This window comes from Paraburkholderia caffeinilytica (assembly GCF_051027425.1).
Classification (GTDB): domain Bacteria; phylum Pseudomonadota; class Gammaproteobacteria; order Burkholderiales; family Burkholderiaceae; genus Paraburkholderia; species Paraburkholderia caffeinilytica_A.
This window is the reverse complement of the sequence record NZ_CP186552.1, coordinates 3,569,179-3,588,357: the sequence shown is the minus strand read 5'-3', so window position 1 is coordinate 3,588,357 and position 19,179 is coordinate 3,569,179. Positions and strand designations below refer to the sequence as shown.

The window sequence follows — 19,179 nt, the reverse complement described above, 5'->3', positions numbered from 1 at the left end:
GCTTGATCGCCGGGTTACGCCGTTTGTGTTTGCGGCATACCAAAGCACTGGCGAAGCTGGGAGAATGGCTGTTTCGCCACCGCTCTGGAGAGTTTCGTCAATGCAAGCGCTTCCCGCTCCCACCTTCGACGACGTACTCGACGCCGCCGCGCGTCTCGAAGGCGTCGCCCACCGTACCCCCGTTCTGACCTCGAGCACGTTCAACGAGCGCACGGGCGCGTCGGTGTTCTTCAAGTGCGAAAATTTTCAGCGCATGGGCGCGTTCAAGTTTCGCGGCGCCTACAACGCGATTTCGCACTTCGACGCGGAGCAATGCAAAGCGGGCGTGCTGACGTACTCGTCGGGTAACCATGCGCAAGCGATCGCGCTATCGGCGCGCCTTGCAGGCATTCACGCGACGATCATCATGCCGCACGACGCGCCCGCCGCCAAAGTTGCGGCGACGAGGGGTTATGGCGGCGAAGTGATCAGCTATGACCGCTACACCGAGAATCGCGAGGAGATCGGCCGGCGGCTCGCCGAAGAGCGCGGCATGACGCTGATTCCGCCGTACGACCATCCGCATGTAATCGCGGGGCAGGGCACGGCGGTGAAGGAATTGATCGAGGAAACCGGCCCGCTCGACATGCTGTTCGTTTGCCTCGGCGGCGGTGGACTGATAGGCGGAAGTGCGCTGTCGGCGGCGGCTTTGAGTCCGGCGTGCACCGTGATCGGTATCGAACCCGAAGCGGGCAACGACGGCCAGCAATCGCTCGCACGCGGCGAGATCGTGCATATCGACACGCCGCGAACGATTGCCGACGGCGCTGCATCCACGCATCTCGGCGACTACACGTTCGCGATCATTCAGAAGCTGGTTGCGCGGATCGAAACGGTTAGCGACGAGCAGTTGATCGAGACCATGCGTTTCTTCGCACAGCGCATGAAGATCGTGGTGGAGCCGACCGGTTGCCTCGCTGCGGCTGCCGTGCTCAACGGCATCGTGCCGGTGAAGGGCAAGCGCGTGGGCGTGGTGGTGAGCGGTGGCAACGTCGATCTGGCGAAGCTGGCGCAGTATCTGGCCTGATACGCTGCCTGATCGCTTTTGCGCCGTGCTGCGCACGTTGAAATTGAGGGAAGACGGCTCGCGTCAAGGCGAGCCGTTTCTTTTTTAGCTTGCAACCCGTTGTGCGGTCTGCACGATCAGATCGCGATACCCGTTCACGATCACGCTATACGAGAAGTAGGCGAACAGCAGCGCCGACAATACATGGCATGCGCGCAGCAAACCGGTGCCGGCGCGTTTGCGTCCGTGGCTGCCGAGCCCGCAGATAAAGATTGTCCAGCACAGGCCACCCAGGAAGAAGCCGCCGAGGAACACCGGCGCAGTCGTCACACTGGTCGCACCGGCCTTCGCGATTAACGCACCGCCAACTGCGGCGAACCACAGAATCGCCGAAGGCGACGACATCGCCAGTAACACGCCACGCAGGAAACCGCGCCACGGGGAAAGATGCGGCGCTTTGGCATCGGCTTCTCCGGCAACGGCAGGCGCCGACGCCGGGAACAGCGCTTCGCGCGCCATCTTCCATGTGAGGAACAGCAGGACCGCCGCGCCGCCGATCCATACCACCCAGCGCACCGATTCGAACTGCAGCAGCGCCGCCATTCCCGCGAGCGCGAGCGCCGCGTAAACCAGATCGCCGAAACAGGAACCCAGGCCCAACCAGAAGCCCGGTTTGAAGCCATGCGACAGCGTCAGCGAAATTATCGCGACGTTGACAAGGCCGATGTCGAGGCACAACGACAATGACAGGAAAAAACCATCCGACATCATTGAAAAGGCATGCATCCGCGCAACTGCTCCATCAGTTTTGTTATTCAGACTTGTTCGAGCGCGCACGATCCGGCGGGTGGCTGGATCGCTTCGATGCCGACAGAATCCTAAAAATTCAACAATGTGATTCGGGGGCTGTTTTTACAGTCCCAACTCACTCCACAAGGTATCGATCCGTTGTTTGACCGCCTTGTCCATCTCGATCGGGCGACCCCATTCGCGATCGGTTTCGCCCGGCCATTTGTTGGTCGCGTCGAGCCCCATCTTCGATCCGAGACCCGCCACCGGTGAAGCGAAATCCAGATAGTCGATCGGTGTGCGATCGACCAGCACGGTGTCGCGCGCCGGATCGATGCGCGTGGTGATGGCCCAGATCACTTCCTTCCAGTCGCGGATATTCACGTCCTCGTCGACCACGACGATGAACTTCGTATACATGAATTGCCGCAGGAAACTCCACACACCGAACATCACGCGCTTGGCGTGACCCGGGTAGCTCTTCTTCATCTGCACGATCGCCATCCGGTAGCTGCATCCTTCGGGCGGCAGATAGAAGTCGGTGATCTCGGTGAACTGCTTCTGCAACAGCGGCACGAACACTTCATTGAGTGCGACGCCGAGCACGGCGGGCTCGTCGGGCGGTTTGCCGGTGTAGGTGGAATGATAGATCGCGTCGCGCCGCATGGTGATGCGCTCGACCGTGAAGACGGGAAACCACTCCTGCTCGTTGTAGTAGCCGGTGTGGTCGCCATAGGGGCCTTCCAGCGCGTGTTCGTAAGCGGCGGATGCACCCTTGGCCGGACGCGGCGGCGCGCCTGCGGGAGCAGGCGAGGGCGTGCCTTCCTGCGGATAGATGAAGCCTTCCAGAACGATTTCCGCGCGCGCAGGCACCTGCAAGCCGTCGACACCCGGTGTGATGCACTTCGCAAGTTCGGTGCGGCCGCCGCGCAGCAGCCCGGCGAACTGGTATTCGGAGAGCGTGTCGGGCACCGGCGTGACCGCGCCGAGGATGGTCGCCGGATCGGCGCCCAACACGACAGCCACGGGATACGGTTTGCCCGGATTCTGCAGCGCGAACTCGCGGAAATCGAGTGCGCCGCCGCGATGCGCGAGCCAGCGCATGATCAATTTGTTACGCCCGATCAGTTGCTGGCGATAGATGCCTAAATTTTGTCGGCTCTTATTCGGGCCTTTTGTGACGGTCAGGCCCCATGTGATCAGCGGCCCGGCATCGCCCGGCCAGCAGGTCTGAATCGGCAGCTTTCCAAGGTCGACGTCGTTGCCTTCCCAGACGATTTCCTGGCAGGGCGGCGCGCTCACTGTTTTGGGCGCCATGTCCCACACCGCCTTCGCGAGCGAGAACAGTTTGCCGGCATCCTTGAGCCCCTTCGGGGGCTCCGGTTCCTTCAATGCGGAGAGCAGGCGGCCGACGTCGCGCAGCGACTCCAGCGCCGCGCCATCGCCTTCACCTGCCTGCGCGTCGATGCCCATGCCGAGCGCAACGCGGCGCGGCGTGCCGAACAGGTTGCCGAGAACAGGGAACGCGTGCTGCTGCCGGCTCTCAAACAACAACGCCGGACCGCCGGCGCGCAGCACGCGGTCGCACAGTTCGGTCATTTCCAGGACGGGCGAGACGTTTTGCGAGATGCGGCGCAGTTCACCGATCGTTTCGAGACGGCCGACGAAATCGCGCAGGTCTTTGTATTTCATCTGGTGCGGTAGAGAGCCGCGCAAGCGGCAAAAAGGAGGGCGCCGCAGGTTTCGCGGCGCCAAAACGATTGTCGATTTTACCTGTGTTGGCAGGCGGGCGTAGATTGGCCAAATGGCCTAGATCGGAAGGAGTAATTGAGATAGCTCAAGAGGCGCGCACGGCGCGGTTCTAGACGGACTGAACACCGTTCATTATTACAATTAGTTATACATTTGCCTATCTATAGTGTTGACGATCTATAAAACCCTGCATAGAATCCGTCCACATTGGTTGCAGGGCGTGAACCTTTTTACCACTGCCCCCGGTCCCATCAGACGCAACGCGTCACCGTTTACCGACCCCCTGCACGGTATTTGACGGTCTTACTGAAGTCCTCGCCAGCGCCAACTGACGCTGGTTTTTCGCGTGGGAGCCTCCGCCCGCATGTTTTTGGCATGCCGCGGGCCGCTTTCGAGATGGCTCCCCACAAACGGTATTTGCCGTTTTCCCGACGTCGCTGTTGCCCTTACCAGACAGAGCACGCGATGTCTTGACTCTGCGAGCGTGTGTTACCGCCTATTCAACTGGCGGAGTTCGCGGATCATGCAACATGGGAGATCTGAATGAACGCCTGGTTATCGTGGCGTCCCGATGAGCGTATCGCGCAAGTAGTGCGTGGTGCGTTGCGTCGCGGGACGCGAATGAGTCATCACCTGTTCAGCATCGTCGGCGGAATCGCTGTCGTGCTGGCACTCGCACTGTGGCTGATGCCGGCCTGGCGCGGCACCCTTGCCGCCAAGCTGATGCCGGTCATTTCCGCCGCCGTGCAAGCTGGTCCCGCCCGTCTGCTGCAGGGCAACCCGCTGCCGGCTTTCGGACCGCCCGGCGCGTCCTCCGACGACTCGCTGTCCGCGAACTCGACCAGCAGCGATGCCGCTAGCGGCGCGAACAACGGCAACAATGACGTTACTGTCAGCAATACCAGCTACGACGGCGCCTTCGACGGCACCGGCACGTCCGGTATGGGCGTGGCTGCGCTGAACGGCCTCGACCCGCGCACCATGCAGAGCGTTTCCGCGCTGGCGCGGCTGATCCCGGCGCAGCGCGTCTCGGCCGACGCACGCGACGATCGCGTGCTGGTTTCGACCCGCGAGCAGGATCTGGTCGCGTCGTACCTGGCGCGCCGCTATCGCGTCGCTCAGGAGCCCGTTAGCGAGCTCGTGAAGGCCGCGTTCGACACTGGCCGCGAAGTCGGCCTCGATCCGCTTCTTCTGTTGTCCGTGATGGCAATCGAATCGGGCTTCAACCCGTACGCCGAGAGCGGCGTGGGCGCGCAAGGCCTGATGCAGGTGATGTCCAAGGTCCACTCGGACAAATTCCAGTATTTCGGCGGTCAGAGCGCAGCGCTCGAACCGGTTGCGAACATCAAGGTGGGCGCGCTGGTGCTGAAGGATTGCATCGCACGCGGCGGTTCGCTGCCGGGCGGTTTGCGTCTGTACGTCGGCTCGACCTCGCAGGACGACGGCGGCTACGGCGCCAAGGTGATGGCCGAGCGTGGCCGTCTGCGCGATGTGGCGCGTGGCCGCAAGGTACCGATCAATGCACCGCAGGCTCCGGTTCTGACGGCGTCGAACACGGCTCCGGCAACTGCGGCATCGACTAACGGCAAGCGCGTGCAGATGACGCTCGATGCCGGTCATCCGCTGAGCGCGGCAACATCGGTGAAAACGCCGGTGTCCGAGCAGGACGACGCCAGTTCCAACGCGCCCAAGCATGTGGCATCGGCTTCGGAGTTGGGCGCTTAAGGTTGATCGCGTAACCCCGTTGGCGTGACGCGAGAGCGGCTGCAACGAAAAAGGACACCCGGGAGGGTGTCCTTTTTTTATGGCTGGCGCTCGCGATGGCGACGCGCGAGGCTGCGGGGCGTGTGTCTGGGCATTGCACCCCGCCAGGCCATCGCAGGCCCCTTTGGAGCCAACTCAAGCCGCAAGCGCCCAAGCCCCCACAAGCCGCTGTTCGGTCAGTGCCGTCCGAAGAGCTTCGCCAGCCGCTCGACCGCTTCTTCCAGCTTCGGCAGGGCGGTTGCATACGAGAGCCTGATGTAATCCTTCGGCGCGTGCGTGCCGAAGTCCATACCCGGCACCAGCACCACGCCCGCGTCGTGCAGCATCGCCTTGGTGAGCGCCGCGCTGTCTCCAGCCGCCCGATGCGCGACCGTGCGGCAATCGGCGTACACATAGAATGCACCGTCAGGCATCACCGGCACCGAGAAGCCCAGCGACTCGAGCACCGGCGCAATGAAGTCGCGGCGGCGCTTGAATTCGAGGCGGCGCGCTTCATAGATTGCAATCGTTTCCGGTTCGAAACAGGCCAGCGCCGCATGCTGCGCGAGCGCCGACGCGCAGATGAACAGGTTCTGCGCAAGCTTTTCGAACGCGTTGACCATGCCGGGCGGCACCACCAGCCAGCCCAAACGCCAGCCGGTCATGTTGAAGTACTTCGAGAAGCTATTGACGGTGATGACGTCGTCGCCGAATGAAAGTGCTGAGACAGGCTTGGCGTCGTAGCTGAGCCCCTGGTAAATCTCGTCGACGATCGTAAAGCCGCCACGCGACCGTACAGCTTTGACGATGCGTTCGAGTTCAGCCGGTTCGATCGACGTGCCGGTCGGATTCGACGGCGACGCCAGCAGCACGCCGCGCGTGTGCTCGTTCCACAGGCGCTCGACATCGGCGGCGGTCAGCTGGAAGCGTTCGGCCGGCCCGCTTGGCACCAGCACCGGCTTGCCTTCCGCCGCGATCACGAAGTGGCGGTTGCACGGGTAGCACGGGTCGGGCATCAGCACTTCATCGTCGCGATCGACCAGCGCGGCGCAAGCCAGCAGCAACGCAGCGGAAGCACCGGCAGTGACGACGATCCGCGCCGGATCGACGCTGACGCCGTAGAACGCCGAGTAATGCGCCGAGATCGCCTCGCGCAGCGCGTGCAGGCCGAGCGCGTTGGTGTATTGCGTGACGCCGCGGCGCAGGGCGCTCGCGGCCGCTTCGATGACCGGTTCGGGGGCGGTGAAATCGGGTTCGCCGATGCCCATGTGGATGATGTCGCGCCCGTCGCGCTCGAGCAGCGCGGCTTCCTTGGCCAGTTCCATCACATAGAAAGGCTGGATGGCGTCGACGCGGGCAGCAAGCCGCACCAAGGGTTCGGTCACGGAGTTCATACGATCAAATCCAGTTCAGAAGCAAAAGCGGGACGACGCGCGGCACATGGGTTCATGTGCTCTGCGGCGTCCTTGCAAGCGCCCAACGATATGGGTTTGCGGCATCGGGCAGGCGCGTGACCACGCCACGCGCCTCGTCCTCAATGCTTGCGGGCTGCCTGCGTTTCAGCGGCGCGCAGTTGCGCCGACAGCTTGTCCAGCACGCCATTCACGTACTTGTAGCCGTCCGCGCCGCCAAAGGTCTTGGCGAGTTCCACTGCTTCGTTGATGACCACGCGATAGGGGATATCGACGTGATTCTTCAGTTCGAACGCAGCGACCAGCAGAACAGCGCGTTCGACCGGCGAAAGCTGGTCGATCGGGCGGTCGAGGCACGGTGCGATATCCGCGGAGAGTGCTTCCGAATCGCGGATCACGCCGTGCAGAATGGCGTCCAGGTGTTCGTGGTCGGCTTTGTCGAAGCCCTGCGCGCCGCGCAGTTGCGCGTCGATTTCACCGCCGGGCGAGCCCGACAGCAGCCACTGGTAAAGCCCCTGCGTGGCCAGTTCGCGGGAGCGTCGGCGTGCGCTCTTCATGCTTCTTCCTCTTCTTCGTCTTCTTCTTCGTCGTCACCGCCGAGTTGTTCGAGCGCGACGGCGAGATTGGCCATTTCGACGGCCACGCGCGCTGCGTCACGACCCTTCTCGGTCATGCGTGCGACGGCTTGTTCGTCGTTTTCGGTGGTCAGCACGGCGTTCGCAACCGGAATGCCGAAGTCGAGGCCGATACGCGTGATGCCCGCGCCGCTTTCGTTCGATACCAGTTCGAAGTGGTACGTCTCGCCGCGAATCACCGCGCCCAGCGCGATCAGTGCGTCGAATTGCGCGCTTTCGGCGAGCTTTTGCAGCGCCAGCGGGATTTCCAGCGCGCCCGGCACGGTGACCAGCAGCACGTCTTCGCCGGTCACGCCGAGGCGTTCGAGTTCTTCGATGCACGAATCCGCGAGACCGTTGCAGACGGGTTCGTTAAAACGCGCCTGGACGATGCCGATACGCAGTCCGTCGCCGTCGAGATTCGGTTGGTATTGTCCGATTTCCATGTGAATTCCGTAGTGTTTTGAGTTGGCGCTTTAGCGCGTGAATGGTCGGGTCAGCCTTGTTGCGGAGCCTGTGCGGTGCTGCCCGGCATGGGTACGAAGCCAGTGACTTCGAGGCCATAGCCCGACATGCTGCCCAGCTTGCGCGGATTCGACAGCACCTGCATCTTCCCGACACCGAGCTCGCGAAGAATCTGCGCGCCGATACCGTACGTCTTGAAGTCGACCGGCCGGCGTTTGAGCGCCTCGGCCTTTTCTTTCGAGTCGAACGCCTTGAACACGTCGACCAGATGATCCTTCGAATCGCCGCAGTTCAGCAGCACGATCACGCCGACGTCGCGCTGGGCGATCTCTTTCATGGCTGCGTCCAGCGTCCATGAGTGAGTCGATTTGCCGACTTCGAGCAGATCCAGCATCGACAGCGGTTCGTGCACGCGCACCGGCGTCTCGTGCCCCGGGGTCGGTGTGCCGCGCACCAGCGCGATATGCGGCTGGCCGCTCGGCTGGTCGAGATACATCACCGCGCGAAACGCGCCGTGCGCGGTTTGCATGGTGCGCTCGCAAATCCGTTCGACGATCGATTCGGTACGGCTGCGGTAGTGAATCAGATCCGCGATCGTTCCGATTTTCAGATCGTGCTCTTTGGCGAACTCCATCAGGTCCGGCAGGCGCGCCATCGTGCCGTCGTCTTTAATGACTTCGCAGATCACAGCGGCCGGCGTGAGGCCTGCCAGCGCGGTGAAGTCGCAGCCGGCCTCGGTGTGGCCGGCGCGCACCAGTACGCCACCGGGCTGGGCCATGATCGGGAACACGTGGCCCGGCTGCACGATGTGCTCGGCCTTTGCGTCCGGCGCGACCGCCACGGCGATCGTGCGGGCGCGGTCGGCCGCCGAGATGCCGGTGGTCACGCCTTCGGCTGCTTCGATACTGACTGTGAACGCCGTGCCGTACTGCGTGCCGTTGCGATAGGTCATCAGCGGCAGGTTCAGTTGCTTGCAGCGTTCCTGGGTCAGTGTCAGACAGATCAGGCCGCGGCCGTAGCGCGCCATGAAGTTGATCGCTTCCGGCGTGACGAATTCGGCGGCGATCACGAGGTCGCCCTCGTTTTCGCGGTCTTCTTCGTCGACGAGGATCACCATCCGGCCTGCTTTCAGTTCGGCAATGATCTCTTGAGTGGAGGCGAGCGTCATGTTGGCGGGAGTTTTTTCGAAGAAAGCGCGTATTTTACGCCACGCGCGGCCCCAAGTCGCCTGGCGCGGGTGGCATTGGCCGTTTGGCCAGGCCGTGGGCTGTCTGGCGGCGGTTTGAAGGGGCGACGTTGCTATAATTCGTCGCGCCCGCGAAGGCCGCCTCCAGAATCCAGAAAACAGATCCCCGCTAACCCGTTCGAGAAAGATCATGCCGCACTATCGCTCACGCACATCGACTCATGGCCGCAACATGGCCGGCGCCCGCGCCTTGTGGCGCGCCACCGGAATGAAAGACGACGATTTCGGCAAGCCGATTATCGCCGTGGTGAACTCGTTCACCCAGTTCGTGCCGGGCCATGTGCATTTGCGCGACCTGGGCGCGCTGGTCGCGAAGGAAATCGAAGCAGCGGGCGGTGTGGCCAAGGAATTCAACACGATCGCGGTGGACGACGGCATTGCCATGGGCCACGGCGGCATGCTGTATTCGCTGCCCTCGCGCGAGCTGATCGCCGACTCGGTGGAATACATGGTCAACGCGCACTGCGCCGACGCCATGGTCTGCATCTCCAATTGCGACAAGATCACCCCGGGCATGCTGATGGCCGCCATGCGCCTGAACATTCCCGTCGTGTTCGTGTCCGGCGGGCCGATGGAAGCGGGCAAGGTCAAATCGCCGGCAGACGGCCAGGTGATTGCCAAGATCGACCTGATCGACGCGATGATCAAGGCGGGCGATTCCCGTGTCAGCGACGCGGAAGTGGCGGAAATCGAGCGCAGCGCCTGCCCGACGTGCGGCTCCTGCTCGGGCATGTTCACCGCGAATTCGATGAATTGCCTCACCGAGGCAATCGGTCTGGCGTTGCCGGGCAACGGCACGATTGTCGCCACGCACGCATCGCGCAAGGGTCTGTTCGAACAGGCCGGGCGTCTGGTGGTGGACCTGTGCCGCCGCTACTATCAGGAAGAAGACACGTCGGTTCTGCCGCGCAATATCGCCACCAAGCAGGCATTCGAGAACGCCATGGCGCTCGACGTGGCCATGGGCGGTTCGACCAATACCGTGCTGCACCTGCTGGCAGCCGCGCAGGAAGGCGGCGTCGATTTCACGATGTCCGACATCGATCGCATCTCGCGCAAAGTGCCGTGCCTGTGCAAAGTGGCGCCCGCAACCGATAAATTCCACATTGAAGACGTGCACCGCGCCGGCGGCATCCTCGGCATTCTGGGTGAACTGGCGCGTGCGGAGCTGCTGGACCTGTCGTGCGGCAACGTGCATAGCGGCACGCTGGGCAAGGCGATTGCGCAGTGGGACGTCGCCGGTGGCGCGGGCGAAGACGCGCAGAAACTCTTCCGGGCAGCGCCGGGCGGCATTCCGACCACGGTCGCTTTCAGCCAGGACGCCACGTTTGCGTCGCTGGATACCGACCGCAAGAGCGGCTGTATCCGCAGCAAGCAGAACGCGTATTCGAAAGACGGCGGCCTCGCCGTGCTTTACGGCAACCTCGCGGAGAAGGGCTGCATCGTCAAGACCGCGGGTGTCGACGAATCGCAATGGGTCTTCTCCGGACGCGCGCGCGTCTTCGAAAGCCAGGACGACGCCGTTGAAGCCATTCTGGGCGACAAGGTCGTGGCGGGCGACGTGGTCGTGATCCGTTATGAAGGTCCGAAGGGCGGCCCCGGCATGCAGGAAATGCTTTACCCCACGTCGTATCTGAAATCCAAGGGTCTGGGTAAGAGCTGCGCGCTGTTTACCGACGGCCGTTTCTCCGGCGGTTCGTCAGGGCTGGTGATCGGGCACGCGTCGCCGGAAGCGGCCGAAGGCGGCACGATTGGTCTGGTGGAAGAAGGCGATGTGATCGAGATCGACATTCCTACGCGCAAGATGCACCTGGCGGTGTCGGATGAGGAACTGGCACGCCGTCGCGAAGCCATGGAAGCGCGCGGCGACAAGGCATGGATGCCGGTGAATCGTGAACGCGTGGTGTCGCAAGCGTTGCAGGCCTACGCGGCGCTGGCAACCTCGGCTGACCGTGGTGCTGTGCGGGATCTCTCGCAACTGAAGCGCAAGTGAGATGGTGTTGAAGCACAACCAACGGGCTCGTTGATACAGGAGCCTTGGTGAGGAGGCGGGCGGCGTTCGCAATGGACGCCGCCCGTATTTCATCCAATCAGTCGGGATGCGCGCCAGCGGATCGGGTTCGGAGCGCAAGCTGCGCGACGGCGAAGAATGAACTGCTGCGTCCAGCTACGGCTGACGAGCAAACAAAGCGCTTCCGGCGAACCCCGCTGGACTGCGATGACGGGCAAGGGCCCGTCAATCCCATTACTTCAACGGCGGCTGGCCGTCCTGCGATGTCGAGAGCATCCGCTCCACATATCGCGCAATCAGATCGATCTCCAGATTCACCTGCGAACCTTCGTGCAAATTCTTGAGCGACGTCACCTGCACTGTGTGCGGAATCAGGTTGATCGAAAACTCACAGCCGTCGTCGCGATCTTTAACCGAGTTGACGGTCAGGCTTACACCGTTGACCGTGATCGAGCCTTTGTAAGCCAGATAGCGGCCGATTTCGCGCGGCGCCAGCACGCGCAGTTCGTGCGATTCGCCGACCGGCGCGAAATGCGTGACCGTGCCGAGTCCGTCCACGTGACCGGAAACGATATGGCCGCCGAGCCGGTCATGCGCGCGCAGCGCTTTCTCCAGATTGACCTCGCCCGGCTCGCCGAGACCGACCGTGCAGTTCAGACTTTCGCGCGACACATCCACTTCGAACGAATGCGCGGTTTTTTCCACCACCGTCATGCAGGCGCCCTGGATCGTGATGCTGTCGCCGAGCTGGACGTCTTCGAGATCGAGGCCGCCGGCTTCGACGTTCAGACGCACACCCGCGTCGCCATCCGTGCCGAGGGGTTTGACTGATTCGATGCGGCCCACTGCCGCGACGATTCCTGTAAACATCGTGCTAATCCTTGATCAATTCGAAGTGGGTTGGGGCGCGGGCTCGATTCCGCCTTCTTCGGGTACCGGATGCGGCACCGGGCGGGGCACAAAGCGCGCGAGAATCCGCAGATCGTCGCCGATCCGGTCGACTGCGTGGAAAGTCAGTTGCGTGCGGCCGGCGAGCGTTTCCGGCGCATTCAGATTGAACATGCTCATCGAGTCGATGCCGAGCAGGCTAGGCGCGAGATAAACCAGCAATTCGTCGACACAGCCTTCGCGCAGCAGCGAGCCGTTCAGCTTGTAGCCTGCCTCGACGTGCAGTTCATTGACGTTACGCTGGCCGAGCACTTTCAGCATGGCGGGCAGGTCGACCTTGCCCGCCGCGTTCGCCAGTTGCACGATTTCCGCGCCGCGATCGCGCAGCGCGGCGGCTCGCTCGGCATGCCGTTCGTCGAGATTGCCGCAGAAAATCAGCGTGGGTGCGCCGGCCAGAATCTGCGCTTCGGGTGGCACGTCGAGCTGGCTGTCGATCAGCACGCGTTGCGGCTGGCGCGGTGTGTCGACGGCGCGCACGGTCATGCGCGGATCGTCTTCCCTGACGGTGCCGATGCCCGTCAGGATCGCCGACGCGCGGGCGCGCCAGGTGTGACCATCGGCGCGCGCCGCTTCGCCGGTAATCCATTGACTGACGCCCGATGGCAAACCGGTGCGGCCGTCCAGCGAAGCGGCCACTTTCATGCGGACCCACGGGCGGCCGCGTGTCATGCGCGACACGAAGCCGATGTTCAGTTCGTGCGCTTCGTTGGCGAGCAGCCCGCAACGCACTTCGATCCCGGCGTCGCGCAACATCTTGAGGCCACGCCCGGAGACTTGCGGATTCGGGTCTTCCATCGCCGCGACCACGCGCTCCACCTGTGCTTCGATCAGTGCATTCGCGCACGGTGGCGTGCGGCCGAAATGGCTGCACGGCTCGAGCGTCACGTAGGCCGTGGCGCCGCGCAGATCATGGCCGCGTGAACGTGCGTCCTTCAACGCGCGGACTTCGGCATGATCCTGGCCGGCCGGTTGCGTGAAACCTTCGCCGATTACCTCGCCGTTCTTGACGAGCACGCAACCGACGCGCGGATTCGGGTCGGTCGTGTACATGCCGCGCCTGGCCAGCGCGAGCGCACGCTCCATATGGATGAAGTCGGTTTGCGAAAACATCGGGATCCGGTCGGGTTCGGTGGCTAGGCTGGTTTGGGCGGGTGGTATGTCGCGCCGGTTTCAGGCCGCGAGCGAGGCAAACGCGCCGCGCGCCGCGTCGATCGTTGCGTCGATGATCGCGTCGTCGTGCACGATCGAAACGAAGCCCGCTTCATACGCCGACGGCGCGAAATACACGCCTGCGTCGAGCATCTTGTGGAAGAACGCGTTGAAGCGCGGCACGTCGCTCTTCGTGACTTCGGCGAAACTGGTCGGGACCGACTCGGTGAAGTAGAGGCCGAACATGCCGCCGAGCGAATCGGCCGCGAACGGCACCTTCGCTTCGCGCGCGACCTTCGCGAGACCTTGCGCGAGACGCGTGGTGCGGGTGGCGAGCGTGTCGTAGAAGCCCGGCGCCTGGATCAGTTGCAGCGTCTTCAGGCCCGCGGCGACCGCGATCGGATTGCCCGACAGCGTGCCGGCCTGATAGACGCCGCCGAGCGGCGCGAGGTGAGCCATGATGTCGCGCCGGCCACCGAAAGCGGCCGCCGGCATGCCGCCGCCGATCACCTTGCCCAGGCACGTCAGATCCGGCGTGATGCCGTAGACCTCTTGCGCACCACCCAACGCGACGCGGAAGCCGCACATCACTTCGTCGAAAATCAGTACCGAGCCGTACTCGGTGCACAGGCGCCGCAAGGCTTGCAGGAATTCCGGCGTGGCGCGCACGAGGTTCATGTTGCCGGCCACCGGCTCGACGATCACCGAGGCGATTTCATTGCCGAACGCCTTGAACGCTTCTTCGAGTTCAGCGACGTTGTTGTACTCGAGCACCGTGGTGTGCTTGGCGATATCGACCGGCACGCCCGCCGACGTCGGATTGCCGAACGTGAGGAGGCCCGAGCCGGCCTTGACCAGCAGGCTGTCCGCGTGGCCGTGATAGCAGCCTTCGAACTTGACGATGCGGCTGCGGTTGGTGAAGCCGCGCGCGAGACGCAGCGCGCTCATGGTCGCTTCGGTGCCGCTCGATACCATGCGGACCTGTTCGATCGACGGCACCAGCTTGCAGATTTCTTCAGCGATTTCCACTTCCGATTCGGTCGGCGCGCCGAAGGAGAAGCCGTTGGCCAGTACGCGCTGGACCGCTTCCAGTACTTCCGGATGGACGTGGCCGAGGATCATCGGGCCCCACGAGCCGATGTAGTCGGTATAGCGTTGGCCGTCCGCGTCCCAGAAGTAGGGGCCCTGCGCGCGCTCGATGAAGCGCGGGGTGCCGCCTACCGAACGGAATGCGCGGACCGGCGAGTTCACGCCGCCGGGGATGGTGCGCTGCGCGCGCTCGAAGAGGGTTTCGTTTTTGGACATGGTGATGGGTGGAATTTGGGTTGCGCAGCGGCGCGGGGGCTGGGGGTGGTGCGCTTCGCGCGGCGCTGTTGGGTGGTGGGGAAATTGTACCGGAGTCGGGGGGAAGAGGTTTTGGGGCTTGCTGTGTGGGCAAGCAGGGGGGGGTGTTTTTTTTGGCCTTTCCTTGATCACTTATTGGTTTATTAGCGTTTGCCCCTGTGCGGGGCGGCACTTACTTTCTTTGCCGCCGCAAAGAAAGATAAGCAAAGAAAGCGGCTCACACCGCTAGCTTATAAGCGGGGCCCTCGCGCAGCGACGGTAGTGGTGCATCTGGAATCTGTGTTCTCGCACATTCGGCCTTGGTGACAAGGCAGTCATTCTTCCGGCGGCGCTGCGCGCGCCGACGCGTAATTCTTCAACCTCGGGCCGGTGCTTAGACCTTGTCTGCGCGTTTTGCCGCCGGTCTCTTCGCTGGAGGTTCAGGCTTTGTCCTCGCGTGGCCTTCTGTCGCGGTTTTCTCCGCTGCTGCTTTGTGGGCCGTTACCTTGCTGGAGCGAATGAGGCCGCCTGGGGCGTCGAGCTTCGGGGGCTTGCGCTTGCCGGTGAGCTCCGCCCAGCGCTTTTCCAATGCGCCTTCGGCGATTGGTTTGATGACCGTGCCGGAGCTTTGGGCGTCCCATGTCTGTACGGAAAATGGATGCGCGCGCAACGCCTCGCGCGGAATCACGACGCCCTCGTGGGCGTCGACTACCCAGTCGTACACGAAGTCGATGCATAAGCGGTAACCACGCTTCGTCGCAGGGTCGGGGACCTCGTACGGTGCGCGGGTCACGTAGCCCGAGCCGAAAATTCCTTTTGGTTCCTGTGCCACGCGGTGCAGAAACACTCGGTCGCCCGGCAGGATGCCGCGGGCAAATCCGCAACCCCACACGTCAGCGACCGCTATGCCCGTGGCGACTCGCTTCGCTACGTCGGGTAGTTCGGGCCATGGCCATTTCTTGGGGCTCCAGATCAACAGGAAAGCAGTCATGTCAGCGTTGGGATAGGGCAGTGTGGATGGTGCAGCGGACTGGTTTGTTTGGCGCCAGGCAGCGTTCTCGCGGCAGCTTAACCGATCGGTGGCGCGGTTGTCGCGGCGTATGGGGAGCCCGCCGGGCCGTGCCCGGGCGCGGTGGATGGGTTGGGTGTCGCGTACAATTGGGCCGTCACGTTGCTGTTTTCCCCGTTTCACCGCGTTTCGCTGCCGATATCGGCGCGGCGCTTCATCTGGATTTCCATGTCTCACGTCACCAGAAGCCGGCCCGATGGCCGGCTGATTCTGTTGCTCGGTGCGCTTGCCGCATGCGGGCCGATTTCCATTGATATGTATTTGCCGAGCCTGCCGACGATCGCGCAGGCATTCGCCATCAGTACCGGCGCCGCGCAAACCACGCTCACGAGCTTCATGTTTGGTTTCTCGATCGGCATGCTGCTCTATGGTCCGCTGTCGGATACGTATGGTCGCCGGCCTGTGCTGCTCGGCGGCATCATCATGTATGCGCTGGCGAGCGTGGCCTGCGCGCTGTCGTTTTCGATCGGGTCGCTGGTGACGTTCCGCTTCGTGCAGGCGCTCGGCGCGGGCGCGGCCTCGGTGCTGGCGCGCGCGATTGCCCGCGACGCGCACGGGCCGACCGACGCCGCGCGCGTGCTGTCGATGCTCGCCATCGTCACGTCGATCGGGCCGTTGCTCGCGCCGCTGATTGGCGGGCAGTTGCTGTTGCTGGGCGGCTGGCGCGTCGTCTTTATCGTGCTGACGCTATTCGGTACGGTGTGCGCGGTGACCGCGTTTCTCAAGGTGCCGGAAACGTGGCCGCCCGAAAAGCGCGCGCACTCGGCGCTGCTGAAGTCGTTCGGTGCCTACGGCAAGTTGTTGCGCGATCCGGTCGCGTGGGGGCACATGCTGTGCGGCGGCATGGCGTTCGCGTCGATGTTCGCATACATCACCGCGACGCCGTTCGTGTACATCGAATATTTTCATGTATCGGCGCAGCACTATGGCTTTCTGTTCGCTTTGAATATCGTCGGCATCATGTTCGGTAACTTCATGAATACGCGGCTCGTCGGACGGCTCGGTTCGCTGCCGATCATTTCGTTTGCCGCGACCGTGAGTTGCATCGCATCCCTGTTCGTCTGTCTCGTCTCGCTGACGGGCTGGGGCGGGTTGTGGTCGATCGTGTTCGGGTTGTTCTTCGTGGTCGGGGTAGTGGGGCTGCTGTCCGCTAACTGCACGACCGATCTTATGCATCGGTATCCGGTGAATGCCGGCGCCGCGGCCGCCGTGTTCGGCGCAGTGCAGCTTGCGCTCGGCGCGCTGTCGAGTCTCGCGGTGGGGCTCTGGCAGGATGGCTCGCCAACGGGCATGGGCATCGTCGTGGGCGTAGCGGGCGTGCTGTGTTACGTCGGCCGGATTCTGGTCGTCAAATGGCACGGCATGAAAGTACCCGTCGCTGCCGCCTGAAGATACGTGAGGCGGGTATTCGCCGCCGAATGGTGCATGCCTGGTATTGCCTCGCGTGAAGCGTATGGCCCGCGTACCAGCGCGCTTCGGGCTAACTAATTTACGCGACTACGGAAAACACCAGGTGTTGCGTGCGCGCGACCGTGCGTTTTGATTTGCGTTGCTATGATGGAGTCACTGTTCCTCGGAGCGGCAATCATGGCGATCAGAGATTTGATGAACGGCGAGCGGCAACATGCAGCTTTCGCCGAAGCGCAGAAGCTGGCAGACAGCGGCGCCTATCACGATTACACAGACATCGAATACGTCTTGCGCTTTGATTACGGTTTGTCTGATGTATCGGCGCTGCTCGACAGCCAGTTGATGCATCGCGACCTGAATCGCCGTTGCGCCGACGCGCGCGAGAAGCTGGACGTGCTTAGCGTGTGACGTGTCTCACGCGTGTGGCGAGCGGCGAGTCGGTCGAATGATCGTTCGCACAATCGCGTGGCGTGCGTGAAGATCCTGAATCGGGCGAGTCGCTGCAAGGGTTCGTGTGCAGCGGTTATCCTGTGCGTGATTTCTTCATTGCTTTCGCGAAAGAATGTGTGCGCGTGAGTTGCAGGCGGTGTCATGTGCATCGGCCTGTGCGTCATCACTTGCCGCGAAGGCATCATCCCCTTTGGAGTTTCACTCATGGCTGTCAGCCAGCACGATTCGCATCTGCCGCATATGGACAATCCCGCTGCTTTGGCAAAGCCGGGAGGCCACTACAGCCACGTCGTGGTGGCGAACGGTTTTGTTTTCGTCTCGGGACAGTTGCCGATCAACGCGCAGGGCGAGAAGCTCGCTGAAGCGTCGTTCGAGGTCCAGGCAGAACAGGTGCTGGCCAACGTGCAGGCTGCGCTCGAAGGCGTCGGCAGCAGCATTGCGCAACTGGTGCAGGTGCGCGTCTATATCGCCGATGTCGAACACTGGGCGAGCTTCAATCAGATCTACGCGCGTTGGGCAGGTGAAGCGCGACCGGCACGCGCCGTCGTGCCGGTTCCACATCTGCACTATGGGTTGAAGGTCGAAGTCGAGGCGACCGCGCTGATTTAAGCCGTGGCGGTGTCGAGGCGCTGCGACTCAGTGGATGATGAGCCCGTTGAACTGGGCATTGCCCACGCCGGACGCGATATTCACACCGACATTGCCGCTCACCGCCGCCAGCGAACCGGCGCCGAGTTGGGCGGAGGCGCCGCCCGTCATTTGCGCGACGGTATGCACATTCTGTTGTGAGGCGATCGTGGCTTGCGGCGTGGTGATGAGGATAATCTGGTTAGACTGAGCATTCAGCGCACCGGCTGAGACATTCACGCCAATGTTGCCGCTTGCGCCTCTCAGCGCGTTTGCTCCTACGATAGCGGCGGACGCGCCTGCCTTCGCGCTGCCGCCAATGTCCTGCAGATTCGACAGCCTGGCTGAGCCGAATACCGCTGCGCTATCGTCGTCGGACGGCGCCGTCGACGTGCCTGCGAGCGCGGACGATGCGCCCGTGTTCGCGGCAACCCAAATTAGTGCACAGGCTAAAGTACTGACTTTCATGAGCGACTCCCTGGCGTGCTGACGGCACAGATAGTCTTGATATCGACCATGGGAGCGAGATGTTAAGGGAGGGGTTCCCCTTAATGCGGGTGGTGCCGGGATATTGACTGATACGAACTTGGCCAGGCGCGAGCCTGGCCGGAAATTACCACCTGCCGCGGCCGCCGTAATAACCGCCGACGCCAACACCCACGCTGACGCTCGGGGCGTAGTAGCCGGGGGCATATCCATATCCGTATGCCGGTGCGTAGCCATAGGGCGGCGCGACGACACATCCGGAAAGGGCCAATCCGAAACCGATCGCAAACAGTAATTTGAGCATGGTTCCTCCCTCTTTACGACTTGGAGGAGCCAGGAACCGCATTCGTTCGGGCTGCCTTGTGACAGCAAATTACGCAGACTCGGTTTGATCGGGCTTTATTTACAGTTGCTTACCCGTTCGACGTGTTTTGCATTCGCGAATTGGCGGTTCTTTGATGGCCAGAAACAAAAAACGGGCCTTTCGGCCCGTTTTTCATTGATCGTCTGGCGGAGGCGGTGAGATTCGAACTCACGGAAGGATCACTCCTTCGCCGGTTTTCAAGACCGGTGCCTTAAACCACTCGGCCACACCTCCAAGCCTTAAATTGTAACCTGAAAAATCCTCGCTGCGGCGCTC

At 62.8% G+C, this 19,179-nt stretch carries 18 protein-coding genes and 1 tRNA gene; 6 read left to right on the top strand and 13 right to left on the bottom strand.

The window, feature by feature from the left end; translation table 11 throughout:
* Positions 1 to 100: 100 nt before the first annotated feature.
* Positions 101 to 1,066 (top strand): threo-3-hydroxy-L-aspartate ammonia-lyase, encoded by a 966-nt coding sequence (locus tag ACOSV0_RS15850; protein ID WP_434107092.1) that lies wholly within the window; start codon positions 101 to 103, stop codon positions 1,064 to 1,066.
* An 84-nt stretch (positions 1,067 to 1,150) separates the two neighbouring features.
* On the opposite strand, the gene ACOSV0_RS15845 is transcribed toward ACOSV0_RS15850, so the two are convergent.
* Both ACOSV0_RS15845 and ACOSV0_RS15840 read right to left on the bottom strand, forming a co-directional pair.
* The gene (locus ACOSV0_RS15845) at positions 1,151 to 1,831 is read right to left on the bottom strand and encodes a LysE family translocator (RefSeq protein WP_434107091.1); all 681 of its coding nucleotides are present in this window, start codon (positions 1,829 to 1,831) and stop codon (positions 1,151 to 1,153) included.
* Positions 1,832 to 1,957: 126 nt separating this feature from the next.
* Complete coding sequence (locus tag ACOSV0_RS15840) at positions 1,958 to 3,526, bottom strand: UbiD family decarboxylase (protein ID WP_434107089.1); 1,569 nt, start codon at positions 3,524 to 3,526, stop codon at positions 1,958 to 1,960.
* Positions 3,527 to 4,129: 603 nt separating this feature from the next.
* On the opposite strand from ACOSV0_RS15840, the gene ACOSV0_RS15835 reads away from it, so the two are divergent.
* Positions 4,130 to 5,311: a transglycosylase SLT domain-containing protein gene (locus ACOSV0_RS15835; RefSeq protein WP_434107088.1), complete on the top strand. Its 1,182-nt coding sequence runs from the start codon at positions 4,130 to 4,132 to the stop codon at positions 5,309 to 5,311.
* 215 nt (positions 5,312 to 5,526) lie between these two features.
* On the opposite strand, the gene ACOSV0_RS15830 is transcribed toward ACOSV0_RS15835, so the two are convergent.
* From ACOSV0_RS15830 to ribBA, 4 genes are all read right to left on the bottom strand, one after another.
* Positions 5,527 to 6,723, bottom strand: a complete 1,197-nt coding sequence (locus ACOSV0_RS15830) for a pyridoxal phosphate-dependent aminotransferase (protein WP_434107087.1) — start codon at positions 6,721 to 6,723, stop codon at positions 5,527 to 5,529.
* A gap of 140 nt (positions 6,724 to 6,863) precedes the next feature.
* Positions 6,864 to 7,298 carry a transcription antitermination factor NusB gene (gene nusB / locus ACOSV0_RS15825; protein WP_054037337.1) on the bottom strand — a complete coding sequence of 145 codons (435 nt, stop codon included), beginning with the start codon at positions 7,296 to 7,298 and terminating at the stop codon, positions 6,864 to 6,866.
* A complete protein-coding gene (gene ribH / locus ACOSV0_RS15820; protein ID WP_006050161.1) occupies positions 7,295 to 7,801 on the bottom strand; it encodes a 6,7-dimethyl-8-ribityllumazine synthase in 507 nt (168 codons plus the stop codon). The genes nusB and ribH overlap by 4 nt, the downstream gene beginning before the upstream one ends.
* A gap of 50 nt (positions 7,802 to 7,851) precedes the next feature.
* On the bottom strand, positions 7,852 to 8,988 hold the full coding sequence (gene ribBA / locus ACOSV0_RS15815) for a bifunctional 3,4-dihydroxy-2-butanone-4-phosphate synthase/GTP cyclohydrolase II (protein WP_434107085.1): 1,137 nt from the start codon (positions 8,986 to 8,988) through the stop codon (positions 7,852 to 7,854).
* A 208-nt stretch (positions 8,989 to 9,196) separates the two neighbouring features.
* Here ribBA and ilvD point away from each other — a divergent pair, with 208 nt between their 5' ends.
* Positions 9,197 to 11,059 (top strand): dihydroxy-acid dehydratase, encoded by a 1,863-nt coding sequence (gene ilvD / locus ACOSV0_RS15810; RefSeq protein ID WP_434107084.1) that lies wholly within the window; start codon positions 9,197 to 9,199, stop codon positions 11,057 to 11,059.
* Positions 11,060 to 11,311: 252 nt separating this feature from the next.
* Here ilvD and ACOSV0_RS15805 read toward each other — a convergent pair whose 3' ends face one another.
* The 4 genes from ACOSV0_RS15805 to ACOSV0_RS15790 all read right to left on the bottom strand — a co-directional run bounded on the left by ACOSV0_RS15805 (position 11,312) and on the right by ACOSV0_RS15790 (position 15,488).
* Positions 11,312 to 11,947, bottom strand: coding sequence for a riboflavin synthase (locus ACOSV0_RS15805; RefSeq protein WP_434107083.1), 636 nt, complete (start codon positions 11,945 to 11,947; stop codon positions 11,312 to 11,314).
* Positions 11,948 to 11,962: 15 nt separating this feature from the next.
* On the bottom strand, positions 11,963 to 13,135 hold the full coding sequence (gene ribD, locus ACOSV0_RS15800; protein ID WP_434107082.1) for a bifunctional diaminohydroxyphosphoribosylaminopyrimidine deaminase/5-amino-6-(5-phosphoribosylamino)uracil reductase RibD: 1,173 nt from the start codon (positions 13,133 to 13,135) through the stop codon (positions 11,963 to 11,965).
* Positions 13,136 to 13,195: 60 nt separating this feature from the next.
* Complete coding sequence (gene hemL, locus ACOSV0_RS15795) at positions 13,196 to 14,479, bottom strand: glutamate-1-semialdehyde 2,1-aminomutase (protein ID WP_434107081.1); 1,284 nt, start codon at positions 14,477 to 14,479, stop codon at positions 13,196 to 13,198.
* Between the two features lie 412 nt (positions 14,480 to 14,891).
* On the bottom strand, positions 14,892 to 15,488 hold the full coding sequence (locus ACOSV0_RS15790; protein WP_434107080.1) for a hypothetical protein: 597 nt from the start codon (positions 15,486 to 15,488) through the stop codon (positions 14,892 to 14,894).
* A gap of 246 nt (positions 15,489 to 15,734) precedes the next feature.
* Here ACOSV0_RS15790 and ACOSV0_RS15785 point away from each other — a divergent pair, with 246 nt between their 5' ends.
* The 3 genes from ACOSV0_RS15785 (at position 15,735) to ACOSV0_RS15775 (ending at position 18,035) form a co-directional block, all read left to right on the top strand.
* On the top strand, positions 15,735 to 16,955 hold the full coding sequence (locus tag ACOSV0_RS15785; RefSeq protein ID WP_434107079.1) for a Bcr/CflA family multidrug efflux MFS transporter: 1,221 nt from the start codon (positions 15,735 to 15,737) through the stop codon (positions 16,953 to 16,955).
* A 198-nt stretch (positions 16,956 to 17,153) separates the two neighbouring features.
* Complete coding sequence (locus tag ACOSV0_RS15780) at positions 17,154 to 17,384, top strand: hypothetical protein (RefSeq protein ID WP_325045684.1); 231 nt, start codon at positions 17,154 to 17,156, stop codon at positions 17,382 to 17,384.
* A 246-nt stretch (positions 17,385 to 17,630) separates the two neighbouring features.
* Entirely contained in the window at positions 17,631 to 18,035 is a 405-nt protein-coding gene (locus ACOSV0_RS15775) for a RidA family protein (protein ID WP_434107077.1), read from the top strand.
* A gap of 27 nt (positions 18,036 to 18,062) precedes the next feature.
* On the opposite strand, the gene ACOSV0_RS15770 is transcribed toward ACOSV0_RS15775, so the two are convergent.
* The 3 genes from ACOSV0_RS15770 to ACOSV0_RS15760 form a co-directional block, all read right to left on the bottom strand.
* Positions 18,063 to 18,521, bottom strand: a complete 459-nt coding sequence (locus ACOSV0_RS15770; RefSeq protein WP_434107075.1) for a hypothetical protein — start codon at positions 18,519 to 18,521, stop codon at positions 18,063 to 18,065.
* Between the two features lie 145 nt (positions 18,522 to 18,666).
* Positions 18,667 to 18,843: a hypothetical protein gene (locus ACOSV0_RS15765; protein WP_434107074.1), complete on the bottom strand. Its 177-nt coding sequence runs from the start codon at positions 18,841 to 18,843 to the stop codon at positions 18,667 to 18,669.
* A gap of 204 nt (positions 18,844 to 19,047) precedes the next feature.
* Positions 19,048 to 19,137 (bottom strand) — tRNA-Ser (locus tag ACOSV0_RS15760).
* Positions 19,138 to 19,179 lie beyond the last annotated feature (42 nt).